Origin of the sequence: Pseudomonas sp. IzPS59, assembly GCF_014863505.1 — a bacterium.
In the GTDB taxonomy this organism is placed as follows: domain Bacteria; phylum Pseudomonadota; class Gammaproteobacteria; order Pseudomonadales; family Pseudomonadaceae; genus Aquipseudomonas; species Aquipseudomonas kribbensis.
The window spans coordinates 2,096,181-2,111,631 of record NZ_CP062251.1; the positions used below are offsets into that span (position 1 = coordinate 2,096,181).

At 58.4% G+C, this 15,451-nt stretch carries 15 protein-coding genes; 3 read left to right on the plus strand and 12 right to left on the minus strand.

Annotated features, from left to right (window positions below; translation table 11 throughout):
- Positions 1-44: 44 nt before the first annotated feature.
- The 8 genes from IF189_RS09525 to inhA all read right to left on the minus strand — a co-directional run bounded on the left by IF189_RS09525 (position 45) and on the right by inhA (position 7,982).
- A complete protein-coding gene (locus IF189_RS09525) occupies positions 45-1,958 on the minus strand; it encodes a hypothetical protein (RefSeq protein WP_192553170.1) in 1,914 nt (637 codons plus the stop codon).
- Positions 1,948-2,454 (minus strand): ABC-three component system middle component 5, encoded by a 507-nt coding sequence (locus IF189_RS09530; RefSeq protein ID WP_192553171.1) that lies wholly within the window; start codon positions 2,452-2,454, stop codon positions 1,948-1,950. The genes IF189_RS09525 and IF189_RS09530 overlap by 11 nt, the downstream gene beginning before the upstream one ends.
- A complete protein-coding gene (locus tag IF189_RS09535; RefSeq protein ID WP_192553172.1) occupies positions 2,448-3,020 on the minus strand; it encodes an ABC-three component system protein in 573 nt (190 codons plus the stop codon). The genes IF189_RS09530 and IF189_RS09535 overlap by 7 nt, the downstream gene beginning before the upstream one ends.
- A complete protein-coding gene (locus IF189_RS09540) occupies positions 3,017-3,310 on the minus strand; it encodes a hypothetical protein (protein WP_192553173.1) in 294 nt (97 codons plus the stop codon). The genes IF189_RS09535 and IF189_RS09540 overlap by 4 nt, the downstream gene beginning before the upstream one ends.
- Positions 3,311-3,746: 436 nt before the next feature.
- Complete coding sequence (locus IF189_RS09545) at positions 3,747-4,193, minus strand: histidine phosphatase family protein (protein ID WP_192553174.1); 447 nt, start codon at positions 4,191-4,193, stop codon at positions 3,747-3,749.
- Between the two features lie 509 nt (positions 4,194-4,702).
- Entirely contained in the window at positions 4,703-6,268 is a 1,566-nt protein-coding gene (locus tag IF189_RS09550; protein WP_085711948.1) for a methyl-accepting chemotaxis protein, read from the minus strand.
- A 102-nt stretch (positions 6,269-6,370) separates the two neighbouring features.
- On the minus strand, positions 6,371-7,162 hold the full coding sequence (locus IF189_RS09555) for a CPBP family intramembrane glutamic endopeptidase (protein WP_192553175.1): 792 nt from the start codon (positions 7,160-7,162) through the stop codon (positions 6,371-6,373).
- Positions 7,163-7,295: 133 nt separating this feature from the next.
- Complete coding sequence (gene inhA, locus IF189_RS09560) at positions 7,296-7,982, minus strand: isonitrile hydratase (protein ID WP_192553176.1); 687 nt, start codon at positions 7,980-7,982, stop codon at positions 7,296-7,298.
- 90 nt (positions 7,983-8,072) lie between these two features.
- Between inhA and IF189_RS09565 the strand changes: the two genes are divergently transcribed.
- Positions 8,073-9,056: a GlxA family transcriptional regulator gene (locus tag IF189_RS09565; protein ID WP_192553177.1), complete on the plus strand. Its 984-nt coding sequence runs from the start codon at positions 8,073-8,075 to the stop codon at positions 9,054-9,056.
- On the opposite strand, the gene IF189_RS09570 is transcribed toward IF189_RS09565, so the two are convergent.
- From IF189_RS09570 to IF189_RS09585, 4 genes are all read right to left on the minus strand, one after another.
- On the minus strand, positions 9,025-9,924 hold the full coding sequence (locus IF189_RS09570) for an alpha/beta fold hydrolase (RefSeq protein ID WP_192553178.1): 900 nt from the start codon (positions 9,922-9,924) through the stop codon (positions 9,025-9,027). The two genes, IF189_RS09565 and IF189_RS09570, sit on opposite strands and share 32 nt — an antisense overlap.
- Before the next feature lie 10 nt (positions 9,925-9,934).
- The gene (locus IF189_RS09575) at positions 9,935-10,324 is read right to left on the minus strand and encodes a hypothetical protein (RefSeq protein WP_192553179.1); all 390 of its coding nucleotides are present in this window, start codon (positions 10,322-10,324) and stop codon (positions 9,935-9,937) included.
- 308 nt (positions 10,325-10,632) lie between these two features.
- Entirely contained in the window at positions 10,633-12,459 is a 1,827-nt protein-coding gene (locus IF189_RS09580) for a glycoside hydrolase family 15 protein (RefSeq protein ID WP_192553180.1), read from the minus strand.
- A complete protein-coding gene (locus IF189_RS09585; protein ID WP_192553181.1) occupies positions 12,452-13,252 on the minus strand; it encodes a glucose 1-dehydrogenase in 801 nt (266 codons plus the stop codon). The genes IF189_RS09580 and IF189_RS09585 overlap by 8 nt, the downstream gene beginning before the upstream one ends.
- Before the next feature lie 208 nt (positions 13,253-13,460).
- Between IF189_RS09585 and IF189_RS09590 the strand changes: the two genes are divergently transcribed.
- A complete protein-coding gene (locus IF189_RS09590; protein ID WP_114882068.1) occupies positions 13,461-14,633 on the plus strand; it encodes an MFS transporter in 1,173 nt (390 codons plus the stop codon).
- Between the two features lie 72 nt (positions 14,634-14,705).
- The gene (locus IF189_RS09595; protein ID WP_085711957.1) at positions 14,706-15,446 is read left to right on the plus strand and encodes a thioesterase II family protein; all 741 of its coding nucleotides are present in this window, start codon (positions 14,706-14,708) and stop codon (positions 15,444-15,446) included.
- Positions 15,447-15,451 lie beyond the last annotated feature (5 nt).

Here is a 15,451-nt window from a genome sequence, read left to right on the forward strand (position 1 = left end):
GCGCCCAGATTGAACACTGGGCGTCGTGGGGCGGCGCAGGTTGGCTAAAGATTTAGCGTGTGCATACCCTTCGCATAATGCGGCCCTACGCAAAGTGCAGTTTTGTCTAGCTCTGGGTCAACCATGGAGGTCGTCATGATGACCTGATAAGGCGTTGAATCGTGCTGCGATAGCGACTCTACCAAGACACGCTGAAAATTTTGACTGCGTTCGGAGTTCATTCCCTTGTCTTCTGTGTTGTCCAGCAACAAAAGTCTAGGATAACGCATAGTCTGATCTTCCAAAGACTCCAGCAGGATCGCAAGATGAAAGCTGTTCTTAAGGATAGTTTCCGAACTTGCGGAGAATTTTGAACGACCGTCAACCAGCATAAAGTCTTTACCGAAATCAAACATGACAGCTCCGGCGTCGTTAAAGGCCGGCTCGAAACCACCATCCTGCTTCAGCAACTCCACTGTCTTTTCGGAAATGCGGCTTTCTACGGTTTCCCGACGCGTGCTTGTTTGACTTCTCTTAATCTTAATATCTTCTCCCAGATGTAGAATCGCCTCGTTAAGAATCCGTTTCTTCTCGATGAGACCCTCTATCGCAGCAACCAGCTTGGCTTTGGTGTCGTAATTTTTGATACGCTCCTCAACGCTCCCGATTTTTGCAGAGACCTCATTAAGTTGCAGAGTTCGGTCGGAGCTTATACGTAGAGTCGTGACGTGCTTGGCTCTTAATGCTTGGAGTGCTAGCTGGTTGGATTCCAGATAGTGGGAGTGCTCACTAAACTTTGTCCTCATTTCAAGTAATACTTGAGTGCTTTCCTTTTTTTGGAAGATGAGTTCGTTCAAAGCTGCTAAATAAGAAGCCTCTCTAGAGTTTGTATCAATTTCGGTTTTGCACAGGTGGCACTGATCTCTCTCATGATTAGTAATGGCGGAAAGACAGCTTGGGCAAAACTTAAATCTTACTTCGCCAAAAAAGTCATAGGCAGTCTTCGACTCTTTAAGGGATTTGATTCTTGAGTCTATTGCAGAAATAAAAAGCTCGGATTCTACTATTTCATTCACCATCTCCGCCTGCTTAGCAGTTCGAATGTCGATCTCCTTGGAGAGTTCACCAATGGCTTTGGCTGCCTTCTCAGCCTCTACATTAAGCGCCGTGTCAGAGGTCTCTTCAGGCTGGACAATCAGGCGCTCGCGTTCCGCAAGAAGCTCCTGTAGTTCGATATTGGCATTCTTGATGGCAGTATTGAGTGAGGTCTCACGCAACGTGCCTTCGGATGGCGACACGTATCTGTAGATTGAGTCCAATTGCCCGTCAATTTTGGCGAATTCTGATTCGGCTTTTGCGAGCTTTTGCTTCAGCGAGTAAATCCCGAGATCATCAAGGCCGAGTAGGAAGTCACCTATCGCTTGGCGCATGCTAGGCTTGTCAAAGGTTGTGTGCTCAGCTCTCAAGATCTTGTTTACTGCGGTGCCTTGGTCGACATAAATCAGTCGTAAGACCTGATGAATAGTCAAGTTGGAAAAGTCATCAGTTTGGTCGTGAGGCCAATCTAGTAATTCAAAAATTTGTTGAGAAAAGCTTAATTTTTCATCGGTTCGAACCAACCCATATTTTTGCCATACGGCTGATGTACCTGCTTCGCAGAGTTCATTGTATGACCCTCCGAAAAAGCTCATGGGTGGCTTCTTTCCAGGCTCTACTGTCCTGTGTATGGTCATCACATGACCGTTAATTTCAATTTCAGCGAAAACCCCATCACAGGTTTGTGCTTCTTCATTCCACCGATCTTCAGCAATATCCCCACCCAAGCAGCTAAACAGAAAGTCCATGATTGTTGACTTTCCAACACTGTTCGCGCCTCGGATTATATTGACGCCCTTGTGGAACACTGCGTCATACACCGCTTTCCTCGAACGGGTAATTATGAATCGGTTCACAAATAATGTTGAAGGCTTAGAGGTCATAAATGAATTCCATTAGGCCGGAGCGAGATTTGAGTCCGTTCGATCCGTAAAAAGGTGTTTCTGGCAGGCCTTTTGTAATGACTATGAATGCGTCGCTCCTCAAAAACTCATCGGTTTCAAGGAGTGCAATATAACCGGGCGGCAAAGCGTCTGGCTCTAACTGCATGAAGCCTTTATCGAATTCGGATTTCGATAAACAACCTTTCGCAATGAGTTCAAGTGTTGCTGCCTTTTGGAAACTTTGGAGGTCAAAGAATGTGCGAGCGGGATTTGTCAAATCTTCAAACTGATCTTGAATGTTAGTGGTTTTTGATTTGTACTTGCCGATTTCCCTGGGCCACGGTTTTATAGCCTTAAGCTGGCTAGGGAACAAATAATAAAAATCAAGCATGCGAAACAGGGGCCAACTAATCGGCGTGCTACCAGTTGCATTGAGAATTGATACTATTCTGTAAAGACAGTGGTTCGCATCGAAGGCTGGGTGGTACATCAGCATTTTGGCTTCTCCCAGATCAAGTGGCACTTCCCAGTGAGAAAATATAACATCCCTGAAATTATGTACTGATCTATTGTGAAGTCTTCCGCCATAACCTCCCGGTAAATGGTATCGACAATTCCGTTGAGGATTACCCCATCGATAACATCGTTCGGGGCACCTTGTTTTATTAGCGGTCGAATAGATTCTTCGAAGCCAAAACTAATTTTTTGGAGAATGTAGAGAAAGATAGCCTGTCGTCTTCGATTGAGCTGGGACTTCATCAATCTCTTCGCAAAGGCATCTTTGCGCTCGATTGCTACCTCTAGCAAATCCTCACGCCCTCCGTTTTTGAGTTTTTGCTCCAGACCGATCATCGGAGACTGAGTTTTCTGGTTGGTAAAAAAATCCAGACGTTCGATGAAGTACATAAAATCTTCATCGTGCTCACTCAACTCCTGGATTCTTGCAAGTGCGCGAGTAATTGCAGTCGGATCTGCAGGGGGTAGGTTGATGACGTAGTTGGTTTCATCACCCACACGCACGCCGCCCTGGATGTTGGAGCCCCAAATGCTTGCTTTATTCATTTGGGCGAGTTTTTTGTGTCGTTGCCGGCCCGTACTGAACCATGAACTGTGGAGCCCTTGATGTTCACGGTATTGCTTCCAGGGCGTCCTTTTGTGCCTGCATTAATCAATGCCGCGCATAATGCGAAGGTCACAACTACCAGAAGGCACATCAGAGCGAACAGTTCGGTATGCGTCAGATTTTTGAGGTAAGGCGAGGAGATGATTTGCGGATAAACCGTGTACCCCAACAGGCCGGCTAGCGCCGCACTGCCACAATACTTGACGGCGCTTTTCCAAAATTCGTCCATGATGAATCCAGGCTGGTAGTCAAAACGCTATCATCGTGTATCTGATGGCCCTCGTAAAGTCACGTAATCTCGAATCAGCTTGCGTATAACCGGCATTGCTTCGGTAGTGCCGAAACCAAGCGATTCCTGGTGCTTCCGGCGAGCAATCCATGTGACTTCGCGGCAGCCGAATTCTTCGCCCAAGCTAACATCCAGATGCTGTTCGGTGAAGCCGGCTTTTTTGAGAAAAGTGAGGGTGAGAGGCTGCAAGAGGTGCTGGGTAACATCTTGTAGAAGTTGGCGAAGCCGCTGCTCAGTCTATGAATGCCAACTCGGTTTGCAACGAGGTTGGCATCACAGCTCCAGGCGCGCCTCGCCTCTTTCTTCAGGCATTGAGATGGTGGGTGTCTTCAGCCGGCTTAGTCATCGTGTAACCGCCACAGTGGGGGGGCGTGGCTCAGATTTCGAGTTCATGCCAATCAGCCATAGTTCGGTCATCTACCTGCTGCGGTTTGCGCTCAATCAGCCAAGCAACTGCATTGATGACCTGCCCATGTGAATATACAGCGATGTTTTGTTCAGGGCGATCCGAAAGCCTACCTAGAAAAGCCCGAGCCCAGGCTTTGAAATCTAGAAAAGACTCCGTACCGGCATTGTCCACGATCGTAGGATCCGATCTAGACAAGTACACTTCGCCCCAACTTCGCCTCTCGGCAACGGTCGTTTTCACAGCGCGAGAGAACAGAGAGGCAACGGTCAGATCGGGAACACTGCGAAAGGAGCAGGCCACCAAGAACGCTTGCTCAACCCCTTTCGGCGTAAGAGGCGTTCTCGCTTGAGCCAGGTTGGCTTCGCCGGCGTTGGCAGCGCTTTCTCCATGGTGGATCAGCCTGACCTGTCTCATAACCAAATATCCTCCAATTCAATCTCGCCCGTAGGTGATCTTGTGAGCTGCCGCACGCTGCGATCTTTTTGATTTACTTGGTAGCGGGTAGGCTGCCAGAGATCACAAATTCATCGAACGTCTTCTGCCCATCACGCGCAGCTCGCCGCACATCGAGGAGTGTCAGATCACCCCGGACTTCCTTTCTCTCCGGTTTGTCGGTCCTGACCATCGGATTCTGCGTAGGAGGTGGTTTCATGCTGGCTAGCCCGTGTGAATAGGTTTGAACGACAAAGTAGAGCCGGGCTTCAACGCGCGCCAGTCAGTTGGGTCTGATTCAGTTGTAGGCACTGTCCGCGCTTGCCAGCAGGCAGGGCCTCTTCGCGGGCAAGTCCGCTCCCACAGGGATAGGTGGTGGACACAAAATCTGTGAACGCCGTTAACCCTTTGGGAGTGGGCTTGCCCTTGCAGACAGGCAATAAAAACCCCGGAAGCTTTCGCTGTCCGGGGTTTCTTTATTGGCAGAACAATCAGCGGTTAAACCGCTCCACCAACGAGTATTGCGTGTTGGCAGTCTTGGTCAGCTCTTCACTCAGCAACGCCGAGTTATGCGCCTGTTCCGAGGTCTGGTCCGCCAGTTCCGAGATGTTGCTGATGTTGCGGCTGATTTCTTCAGCCACGGCACTTTGCTCTTCGGTCGCGGCGGCGATCTGGGTGGTCATGTCGGTGATGTTGGCCACCGCTTCGCTGATGCCCACTAGGGCCTGATCCGCTTCCAGTACCCGCGCGACACCTTCTTCCGCCTGGCGATGGCCGGCTTCCATGGTTTGTACGGCGCTGGATGCAGTCTGTTGCAGCTTGGCGATCAGGGCGTGGATCTGGCCGGTGGATTCGCTGGTGCGTTGTGCCAGTTGGCGGACTTCGTCGGCGACTACGGCAAAACCCCGGCCCATCTCGCCGGCCCGCGCTGCTTCAATCGCAGCGTTGAGCGCGAGCAGGTTGGTCTGGTCGGCGATGCCTTTGATCACGTCGACCACGCCGCCGATTTCGTCGCTGTCCTTGGCCAGTTGGGTGACGGTCAGGCCGGTTTCACCGACGACAACCGACAGGCGCTGGATGGCTTCGCGGGTTTCGCCGGCGATGTCGCGGCCGCGGCCGGTCAGGCGGTTGGCTTCCTGGGTGGCGTCGGCGGTGCGTTGGACGTGGCTGGCCACTTCTTGCGTGGTGGCGGCCATCTGGTTGACGGCGGTGGCGACCTGTTCGGTTTCCACGCGCTGACGTTCCAGGCCGCTGGAGCTGTTGTGCGCCAGGGCGTCGGACTGTTTGGCCTGATCGGTCAGGTGCTCGGCGGTGTCCTGCAGACGGGTCAGGCAGGTTTTCAGGCGGGCTTCCTGGCTGAGGATCGACATTTCCAGACGCGCCTGGGCGCCACGGCTGTCGGTGTACATCTGCGCGATCAACGGGTCGGACGTGGTCTGCTCGGCCAGACGCAGCAGGCGCTTGAGCCCGCGTTGCTGCCATTGCAGGCCCAGCAGGCCCAGCGGCACCGACAGACCGGCGGCGAGGGCGAAGCCCCACTGCGAGTTCAGGGTGGCGCCGATCATGAAGCTCAACTGGCTGACCAGAATGAACGGCAGCCAGTCCTGCACGATCGGCAGCCATTTGTCGCTCGAAGGAATCGCCGACTTGCCCTGGTTGATGCGTTGGTAGAGCGCTTCGGCACGGCGGATCTGTTCGGCGGACGGCTTGACCCGCACCGACTCGTAACCGACCACCTGACTGCCATCGAACACCGGCGTTACATAGGCGTTCACCCAGTAATGATCACCGGTCTTGCAGCGATTCTTGACAATGCCCATCCATGGCAAGCCTTGTTTCAGTGTGCCCCACATGTGCGAAAACACCGCAGCCGGGACGTCGGGGTGACGAACCAGGTTGTGCGGCGCACGGATCAGTTCCTCACGCGAAAACCCGCTGATTTCGACGAAAGCGTCGTTGCAGTAGGTGATCACGCCTTTGGCGTCGGTTGTGGAAATCAACCGTTGCTGAGCCGGGAAAGTCCGTTCGCGTTGTGTAATGGGCTGGTTATTACGCATGGTTTTTCAATCCGCAAGGCTTTGAAAGGTTGTCGGCGGGGTCGGCGATTTGTTGAAGTTTTTTTTCATTTATAAGTACGGCGTCGCAAAACGGGGCTTGCCTCAGCCCGCAAGCATCGGATAGGTGAACAGGCCGAAATGCAGCAGGTTCAGACCAAAGTGCGTGGCGATCGCGGCAGCAAGCCCGCCAAACCGGTAGGCCAGACCATAGCCGACACCCGCCAGGCCCGCCAGCAACACCCACTGCCAGCCGGCGCCCACATGCACCAGGCCGAACAGCAGGGACGCCAGCAGCAGCGCGAGGTTGTCGCCGTAGGGCAGGTGTTTGAAGTGCCGGCTCAGGCCGCCCTGTATATAGCCGCGAAACAGCGCTTCTTCGACCAGCGTCACCAGCAGCAGGTTGTTCAACACCCACAACCACGCCTGATCCGGCCATTTCGGCGCCCAGGTGATCATGCCCAGCAACACCGCGCTGCCGAGGGCCAGTATCACGCTTAACGTCAGTGCCAGCGCGGTGGCATAAACGGTCAGGCGCAACGAGCGCCGCGCGACGATCCACGGGCAGACCAGCAACAGCCAGAAGCCGATCAGCGGTTTATCGAGATTCACGAACATCGAGAACGGCACGGCGTTGTCGGTGAAGCGCTGCGCCGGGATGGCCCGGCCGTTATAGAAGCCCGGTAGCCAGTGCAGGGCCAGCGCCACGGCCAGCACGATAAACAGGCCATGACCGAGAAAACGCCCGACCGGCACGGTTTGCTGGCGCACGGCGTAACCGGCGAAAACCAGCAGTGCAATGGAGATCAGCGCCAGCCAGCCGAGCTGGCCGAAACTCAGCGCCAATCCGTAACCAAGGCTGAGAAGCCCGAGATAGAGCCATGGCAGAGCTGTCATGGAAAGTCCTTGTGCACGATTTGTGGACAGGCTTTCTACACGGGTGGGGGCTAGGGGACAAGTGAAGGTGCAGGGGAAAACCGGGACGCGGGCCCTGTGGGTTGATCCCCACAGGGCCTGTGCTGCGCACGAATCAGCGCAGATTGAGCTTCGCCGCCGCGCGCTCGGTGATTTCCCGGCGTATTTTCAGCGAAGGCGCCGCACGCTTGCGCGCCTCATCGACAATCCCGCTCGGCGCCGTCTCCGGGCTGCCCGAATCAAACGGCGGCGCCGGTGCATATTCCAGCTGCAACTGCACCAGTTGCGCCGTGTCGAGGCCGACCAGTTCTTGCGCCAGCGTCAACGCAAAATCGATCCCGGCCGTGATGCCACCCCCGGTAAACAGATTGCCGTCACGCACCACCCGATCCTTCACCGCAATTGCGCCCAGTGTCGGCAACAGATCGTGATAAGCCCAGTGCGTGGTAGCCCGTTTGCCCTGCAACAGTCCCGCCGCGCCGAGCACCAGCGAACCGGTGCAAACCGACGTAACGTACCGAGCCTGTGCCGCTTGCGACCTGATGAAGTCCAGCGTCTGCTCATCCTCCATCAACGGTCCGACCCCGGCGCCGCCGGGCACGCAGATCACGTCCAGATCCGGGCAATCCTCGAAGGTGGTGGTCGGTTTCAGCAGCAGCCCGGTGCTGGCGGTGACCGGCACCAGATCCTTCCAGACCAGATGCACCTCCACGTCCGGCAACGAGGCCAGTACGTCATACGGGCCGGTCAGGTCGAGTTGCTGCACCTGGGGAAACAACAGAAAACCGATCTGCAATGCCATGATTCATCTCCGTGAAAAGGGGGGTGGACGGCTTCACTGTAGGCGCGTAGGTTTTGGCGCATACGCCAATCAGCCCTCGAATTACGCCAAATGCCGAAAACCATCCACGTCCTCGCGTTCGCTAATGTGCAATTGCTTGATGTCACCGGGCCGTTGCAAGTCTTCGCCTCGGCCAACGACATCGCCCGCCAGCAGGGTTTGCCCGCGCCGTACGCGCCAACGGTCATCGCCAGTGGCGGTGGGGCGGTGAACTCTTCGGCCGGGTTGGCGATGTTGGCCGAGCCGTTGCCGAAACAGCCAAGCGATACGCTGATCATCGCCGGAGGCTGGGGCGTGTATGCGGCTTCCGAAGATGTCGAGTTGGTGAGTTGGGTGCGCGAACATGCCAGCGGCTGCCGGCGCGTGGCCTCGGTCTGCACCGGGGCATTTCTGCTGGCGGCCAGCGGCTGGCTCGACGGCCGCCGCGTCGTCACCCACTGGACCCGCTGCGAGCAACTGGCACAGCAACACCCACGCTTGCAGGTCGAGCCCAATCCGATCTTCATCAACGACGGCCCCGTCTGGACCTCGGCGGGCGTCACCGCCGGCATCGACCTGGCGCTGGCCATGGTCGAAGACGACCTCGGCCGCGACATGGCCCTGGACGTCGCCCGGCAACTGGTGGTGTTCCTCAAGCGCCCGGGCGGGCAGTCGCAGTTCAGCGTGACGCTGTCACTGCAAAAACAGGGCAACCGCTTCGATGATCTGCACGCGTGGATCGCCGAACACCTGACTTGCGATCTGGGCATCCCGACCCTCGCCGAACAGGCCGGCATGAGCGAACGCAGCTTCGTGCGCCACTACCGCGCCGACACCGGCCAGACCCCGGCCCGGGCCATCGAACTGATCCGCGTCGAAACCGCGCGTCGGTTGCTGAGCGATACCGGATTGCCGATCAAACGGGTCGCGGCCAATTGTGGATTTGGCAGTGAAGAGACGTTAAGACGCAGTTTCCTGCGGGCCATGGGTGTGACGCCGCAGGCGTATCGGGAGCGGTTTTCGGTCAGCGCTGGAGCAGATCCAGTAATGCCTTGAGCGTCTGGCCCGGCGCTTCCTCGGGAATGTTATGCCCGACACCGGCCAGCACCCGCCGCTCGTAAATCCCGGTGAAGTGGTGCGCATCTTCATCGTCTTCGGGTGCCGGGCCGACACCATCATCGGTACCGCACAGCGAAATCGTCGGAACGCTGATCGCCGGTTGTTTCTCCAGCACCTGCTCCATCCACTCCAGCGCCGGATCGCCCGGCGCATACATGAAGCGATGGCGATAAGAGTGAATCACCACGTCAACAAAATCCGGGTTGTCGAACGCCGGTGCGCTCAGCGGAAAACGCTCGGCGTTCCGCGCCCAGGTCGGCGACCACAATTGCCACAGCAGCTCGCACAGTTCCCGACGATTCTGCGTCAGCCCTGCAACGCCACGGGGCGTGTGGAAGTAATACTGATACCAGAAACGATGCTCGGTCTCGGGATCCAGCGGCTGGATCGAATGCGGAATGTCTTGCAGATTGTAGCCATCGCCCGTCACCAACCCGCGCACCCGCTCGGGAAACAACGCCGCCACAATGCACGCCGCCCGACCACCCCAGTCGTAACCGCAAAGCGTCGCCTGCTCGATACCCAGTGCGTCCATCAGATCCAGCAGATCCTGAGCCAGCGCCGCTTGCTGGCCGGAGCGCAGCGTGTCCGGGTTGTTGAAACGGGTCGGTCCGTAGCCGCGCAAGTACGGCACGATCACCCGGTAACCCTTGGCGGCGAGAGGCGGGGCGATTTCGTCGTAGGCGCGGGGGGAGTAGGGGAAACCGTGGAGCAGGATGACCGGCGTGCCGCTTTCCGGGCCGTGATGCTCATAGGCGATGGTCAGACTTTCGGTCTTGCAACACTGCATCACGGCTTGGGTCATACGAGATTCCTCAAGTTTCGGCTTCCGCCACCTGATTGAAATACTTGCTGCGATCCGGCGTAAACGTCACCACCATTTTCGTCCGCGAGCAGGTCATGACCCGCTCTGCACCCAGATCGATATCCAGATCTTCCCCACGCAACCCCTGCCATTGGGCGAGGTATTTCAACGATCCGTACTTTTCATTCTTCTTCAGGCTGCGACTCACGCCACCTTTCCAGCCCAGTACCGGCAGTTCATCGGCACTGCAGCGTTGTGCGAGGTCGGGGAAGCGGGCGGCGCGCTGGCGGCCGATTTCCCAGCATTTGATCAGGCCCTTGTCGGCGCCTTCCCACAGTTCGTCGCGGGTCAGGCCAGACCTCAATGGGGAATCGATGGGGCGGTGGATGCGTTGGCTCATTCTGGTTCCTTGAATCGGGTTTTTATTGGACAGCTCCGCTGTGCCCGTTGCGGTGGATGGTAGGGGGGGATGTAACAGCTGGCAACAAGGTATTTCGGGGTGTAAGTGCGAGTTGCAAGCCAAGCGTTAAACGGGGTTGGCAGGTTTTTGTAGGCCTTGCCATCAACCAGTTGTATCGAAAGGAATCGATTGTGTGGGCCAGCCCTGCAACGACAAGGCTCGGGAGTGTTTGCCGCTCGTAGGTGGCAATCCTACAAGCGGCGATTGGGATTGAGATCTTTCTTACAGGCTCTGGCGAATAAGGATGACTACGGCTGCCAGTAATTCTTCTCCCCACTCAACTTGCGATCCAGGAAACTCGCCGCGCTGATCAGCGCCAGGTGTGTCAATGCCTGTGGCGTATTACCCAGATGCCGGCCACGGTTGTCGAATTCCTCCGCGTACAACCCCAATGGATTGGCGTATCGCAGCAGTTGCTCGAACTCCAGGTGGGCCTTTTCCAGTTGCCCGGCCCTTGCCAGACATTCGACGTACCAGAACGAGCACGCGGCGAAGGCGCCTTCGGTGCCGGACAAACCGTCGATCCCCGAATCATCATTGCGATAGCGGTAAACCATGCCGTCCCGCACCAGATGTTTTTCGATGGCTTCCAGCGTCGCCAACCAGCGCGGGTCCTTGGCACTGACAAAACGCACCAGCGGCATCAGCAGCATCGAACCGTCCAGCGCGGTGCCGCCCTGGTATTGCACGAAATGCCCGCGCTCTTCGTTCCAGAAGTTGTCCCAGATGTCGGCGTGGATCGCCTGGCGGGTCTGGTCCCAGCGGGCGAAGGGCGCCGGCAGCGAGCGTTTCGAGGCGAGGCGGATCGCCCGGTCCAGTGCCACCCAGCACATCAGCCGCGAATGCAGGAAGTGATGTTGCTCACCGCGCATTTCCCAGATGCCTACGTCCTTGGTCTGCCAGGTCTCACAGACCTGATCGACCACTTCCATCACGTGTTTCCAGCCTTCGTGGGAAATCGCGTCGCCGTATTTGTTGACCAGATAAACGGCGTCCATCAGTTCGCCGAAGATATCCAGTTGAATCTGGTCGTAGGCGCCATTGCCGATGCGCACCGGTTTCGCGCCGCCGTGGCCTGACAAGTGCGTGAGTTCGGTTTCCGGCAGTTCCTGGCGGCCGTCGATGGCGTAGAGGATGTTCAGTTTCATCGGTTGTCCGCTGCAATCGCTGACCCGCCCGCGCAGCCAGCGCATGTAGCCGTTGGCTTCATCGACAAAACCCAGGCGCATGAAGGCGTAAACGGTGAACGAGGCGTCGCGGATCCAGGTGTAGCGGTAGTCCCAGTTGCGTTCGCCGCCGGGTGTTTCCGGCAGGCCGAAGGTGGCGGCGGCGAGGATTGCGCCGTGCTGGCGTGAGGTCAGCAGCTTCAGGGCGAGGGCCGAGCGGTTGACCATTTCCCGCCAGCGCCCGCGATAGTTGGACTGGCCGATCCAGTCGCGCCAGAACTTCAGCGTGCGTTCGATGCACAGCTTGGCGGCCCCTTCGGCAAAACGCGGATCGTCGCTGGCGCCGAGCATGAACGCTGCCGTTTCATCCTGCTTGAGGGTGAATTGCCCGACTGCCGCATCGTGATCGACGCTCAAGGCTTGATCCGAGGCCAGCCGCAGTGTCGGCTGCCCGCTGGCGCTGAACAGCACATCCTTTTTATCGAGTACTGCGTGCGTTTCAGCGCGGGCATAGTCATGCCGGACGGCGCAACGCAGGTGAAACGTTGCCTGCCCGCTGACCACTCGAACCCGGCGGATCAAAACCGGTAATGCCTCATCATTGTCGCCAATGGGCAGCAGATCGGTGATTTCCACCACGGCGTGATCGCTAAGCCAGCGGGTCTGCAGGACGTTGGTGTCCGGTAGGTAAATCTGTTCGCGGCGGGCATCGGGCAGGTCCGGGGCCAACTGGAAAATCCCCGCGTCGGGCGTGTCCAGCAGCGAACAGAAGATCGACGGGCTGTCGAACTCCGGCCAGCAGAAGAAGTCCACGCTGCCCTTGTCATTGACCAGCGCCGCGCTGCGCATGTCGCCAATGATGCCGTGGGCGTCTATGGGGCTTTGTCGTTCGGAAGGATGCTCAGCCATTGCCACGGAACTCCGGATAGAGGCTCATGCCGCCGTCGATGAACAGGGTGGTGCCGACGATGTAGTCAGAGGCATCGGAGGCGAGGAATACCACCGCGTTGGCCACGTCCTCGACATCGCCGATGCGCCCGTAAGGAATGAGTTTGAGCAGGGCCTGGCCGGCGTCGCCTTCGGTGGCTTCCTTATTGATCGCCGTACGAATCGCCCCCGGCGCGATACCGTTGATGCGGATGCGCTGGTGGCTGACTTCCTGGGCCAGGGTCTGCATCAATTGATCGACCCCGCCCTTGGACGCCGCGTAGTTCACATGCCCGGCCCAGGGAATGCGCTGGTGCACCGAACTCATGTGGATGATCTTGCCGGCAGCCCGGGACACGCCTTCGCGAATACCCTGGCGATTGAAGATCCGCAGCGCGGCGCGGGCGCAGAGGAACTGGCCGGTGAGGTTGACGCCGATCACCGTGTTCCAGTCGGCCAGCGACATATCCACAGCGGCCGCGTCCTTTTGCAGGCCGGAATTGGCCACCAAAATGTCCAGCGTGCCGAAGGCGTCGAGGGTCTGCCGGAACAGTCGCTCCACGTCCTCTTCCTTCGAAACATCCGCACCGATGGCGATGGCCTGGCCACCGTCGGCGACGATCTCTCGGGCCAGCGCTTCGGCGGGTTCAGCCTGGCGGTTGTAGTTGATGACCACGGCGGCACCGGCGGCGGCCAGGGCTTTGGCAGCGCCATGGCCGATGCCGGAACTTGCGCCGGTGACCAGTGCCACCTGACGAGCGAGGGAAATCTGCATGCAGGGTCGCGCCTTGGGTTGAGGGCTTACTTAGCTGACTGATGGCTGGCGACGAGAGTTCATCCGCAGACATGAAAAGATCGACAGCTTCGTGCCACAGCGATTGGCCCTGCACACCACAGGGACTTCACATTCCACCAACAATTCCTCGCTTTCCCGCCCTTCAGGCTTTGTGGCAAGTTGGCCGCCCCTGATGAGGCAACAACCGATGGCAAACCCTTACCGCGAACTGTTCAACGCCCCCGGCGCCCGGGCCTTTGTGATGGCCGGGATGATCGCGCGCATGCCGATTTCCATGACCGGCATCGGCGTGATCACCATGCTTTCGCAGTTGACCGGCGGCTATGCGCTGGCCGGTGGCGTGGCGGCGACCTTTGCCTTGGCCACGGCATTCTGTGCGCCGCAGGTGTCGCGGCTGGTGGACCGTTACGGTCAGGGGCGGATCTTGCCGGTGTCGGCGTTGATCGGTGGCGGGGCGTTGCTGATGTTGTTGCTGTGCACCCGTTTGCAGGCGCCGAACTGGACGCTGTTCGTCTGCGCCGCGCTGGCCGGTTGCATGCCGAGCATGTCGGCGATGGTGCGGGCGCGCTGGACGGAAATCTATCGCGGCCAACCGCAATTGCAGACCGCTTATGCGCTGGAATCGGTGCTCGATGAAGTCTGCTTCATTGTCGGGCCACCGCTGTCGGTGGGGCTGTGCGTCGGCGTGTTTCCCGAGGCCGGGCCACTGGCAGCGCTGATAATGCTGGCCATCGGCGTGACGGCATTCGTTGCACAGCGCGGCACCGAGCCGCCGGTGCATCCGCATGAATCGCATCATCAGGGTTCGATCATTCGTTCCACCGACGTGCAATGGCTGCTGCTGTTGATGGTCGCCATGGGCATGATCGTCGGCGTGGTCGATGTGGTCAGCGTCGCGTTTGCCCAGCAGCAGGGGCAGCCGGCGGCGGCGAGCATCGTGTTGTCGGTGTATGCCATCGGTTCCTGTCTGGCCGGCATCGCGTTCGGAGCGATGCGCTCGAAGCTGCCGTTGCCGCGCCTGTTTCTCTACGGTGGATTGGCGACCGCAGTGACCACGCTGCCGCTGTTGCTGGCGACCAACATCTTCGGTTTGGCCCTGGCGGTGTTCATTGCCGGACTGTTCTTCTCGCCGACCCTGATCGTGGCGATGGCGTTGATCGAACGCATCGTGCCGCCGGCCAAACTCACCGAAGGCCTGACCTGGCTGGTGACCGGCCTGAGCATCGGCGTGGCCATCGGCGCTGCCGGTTCCGGCGCGCTGGTGGATGCGTTCGGCGCCCGCAGCGGATTCTGGCTGGCGATAGTGGCCGGGGCGGTGGTGCTGGCGTCGGCGGTGCAGAGTTTCCGTCACTTGAAGTGATCGTCGCAGTGGACTAATTCCCGTCGTACCTCATCCGTTCTCTTTTACAGATAACCCATTGAGGTAAACGCGGTGACAAAGCTGACACTGCTGTGCCTGCCCTATTCGGGCGCCAGCGCCATGGTCTACAGCCGCTGGCGGCGCCAACTGCCGTCGTGGATGCAACTGCAACCGGTGGAGTTGCCCGGGCGCGGCGCGCGCTACGACGAACCCCTGCAAATCGACATGCGGGCGCTGGCCCGGCAACTGGCCCGTGAGCTCAAACCCACATTGCAAACACCGTATGCGTTGTTCGGGCATAGCCTGGGCGCGTTGCTGGCGTGCGAGCTGGCCCATGCCTTTCGCGATCTTGGCGCGCCCGAAGCGGTGGCGCTGTTCGCGTCCGGCACGGCGGCCCCGAGCATGCGCAGCGATTACGACCGCGGTTTTGCCGAGGCGCGCAGTGACGAGGAATTGATCGACCAGTTGCGCACCTTTCAGGGCACCAGCGAAGAAGTGCTGGCCAACCAGGAGCTGATGAGCCTGACGCTGCCGGTGCTGCGTGCCGATTTCATGATGTGCGGCCGCTTCACGCCTGTAGAACGGCCACTGCTCAATTGCCCGGTGCATGTGCTGGGCGGCAAGGAAGACCGGGCGACCACCGAACAATTGATCGGCTGGAGCAAAGAGACCCTTGGCAGCTTCTCGGTGGACATGATGACCGGTGGGCACTTCTTCATTCATGAACATGAAGCCCGGGTCATCCGCACGCTCAAGAGTCACCTGGAAGTCCATCACCGGCGCCATGCGCTGTCGGCGGCACCGGCGCTGTGAGGCGC

Excerpts from the sequence above, each read along its gene's own strand:
- IF189_RS09525 (WP_192553170.1), bottom strand. The coding sequence starts at position 1,958 with ATGACCTCTAAGCCTTCAACATTATTTGTGAACCGATTCATAATTACC.
- IF189_RS09530 (WP_192553171.1), bottom strand. The coding sequence starts at position 2,454 with ATGCTGATGTACCACCCAGCCTTCGATGCGAACCACTGTCTTTACAGA.
- IF189_RS09535 (WP_192553172.1), bottom strand. The coding sequence starts at position 3,020 with ATGAATAAAGCAAGCATTTGGGGCTCCAACATCCAGGGCGGCGTGCGT.
- IF189_RS09540 (WP_192553173.1), bottom strand. The coding sequence starts at position 3,310 with ATGGACGAATTTTGGAAAAGCGCCGTCAAGTATTGTGGCAGTGCGGCG.
- IF189_RS09545 (WP_192553174.1), bottom strand. The coding sequence starts at position 4,193 with ATGAGACAGGTCAGGCTGATCCACCATGGAGAAAGCGCTGCCAACGCC.
- IF189_RS09550 (WP_085711948.1), bottom strand. The coding sequence starts at position 6,268 with ATGCGTAATAACCAGCCCATTACACAACGCGAACGGACTTTCCCGGCT.
- IF189_RS09555 (WP_192553175.1), bottom strand. The coding sequence starts at position 7,162 with ATGACAGCTCTGCCATGGCTCTATCTCGGGCTTCTCAGCCTTGGTTAC.
- inhA (WP_192553176.1), bottom strand. The coding sequence starts at position 7,982 with ATGGCATTGCAGATCGGTTTTCTGTTGTTTCCCCAGGTGCAGCAACTC.
- IF189_RS09565 (WP_192553177.1), top strand. The coding sequence starts at position 8,073 with ATGCCGAAAACCATCCACGTCCTCGCGTTCGCTAATGTGCAATTGCTT.
- IF189_RS09570 (WP_192553178.1), bottom strand. The coding sequence starts at position 9,924 with ATGACCCAAGCCGTGATGCAGTGTTGCAAGACCGAAAGTCTGACCATC.
- IF189_RS09575 (WP_192553179.1), bottom strand. The coding sequence starts at position 10,324 with ATGAGCCAACGCATCCACCGCCCCATCGATTCCCCATTGAGGTCTGGC.
- IF189_RS09580 (WP_192553180.1), bottom strand. The coding sequence starts at position 12,459 with ATGGCTGAGCATCCTTCCGAACGACAAAGCCCCATAGACGCCCACGGC.
- IF189_RS09585 (WP_192553181.1), bottom strand. The coding sequence starts at position 13,252 with ATGCAGATTTCCCTCGCTCGTCAGGTGGCACTGGTCACCGGCGCAAGT.
- IF189_RS09590 (WP_114882068.1), top strand. The coding sequence starts at position 13,461 with ATGGCAAACCCTTACCGCGAACTGTTCAACGCCCCCGGCGCCCGGGCC.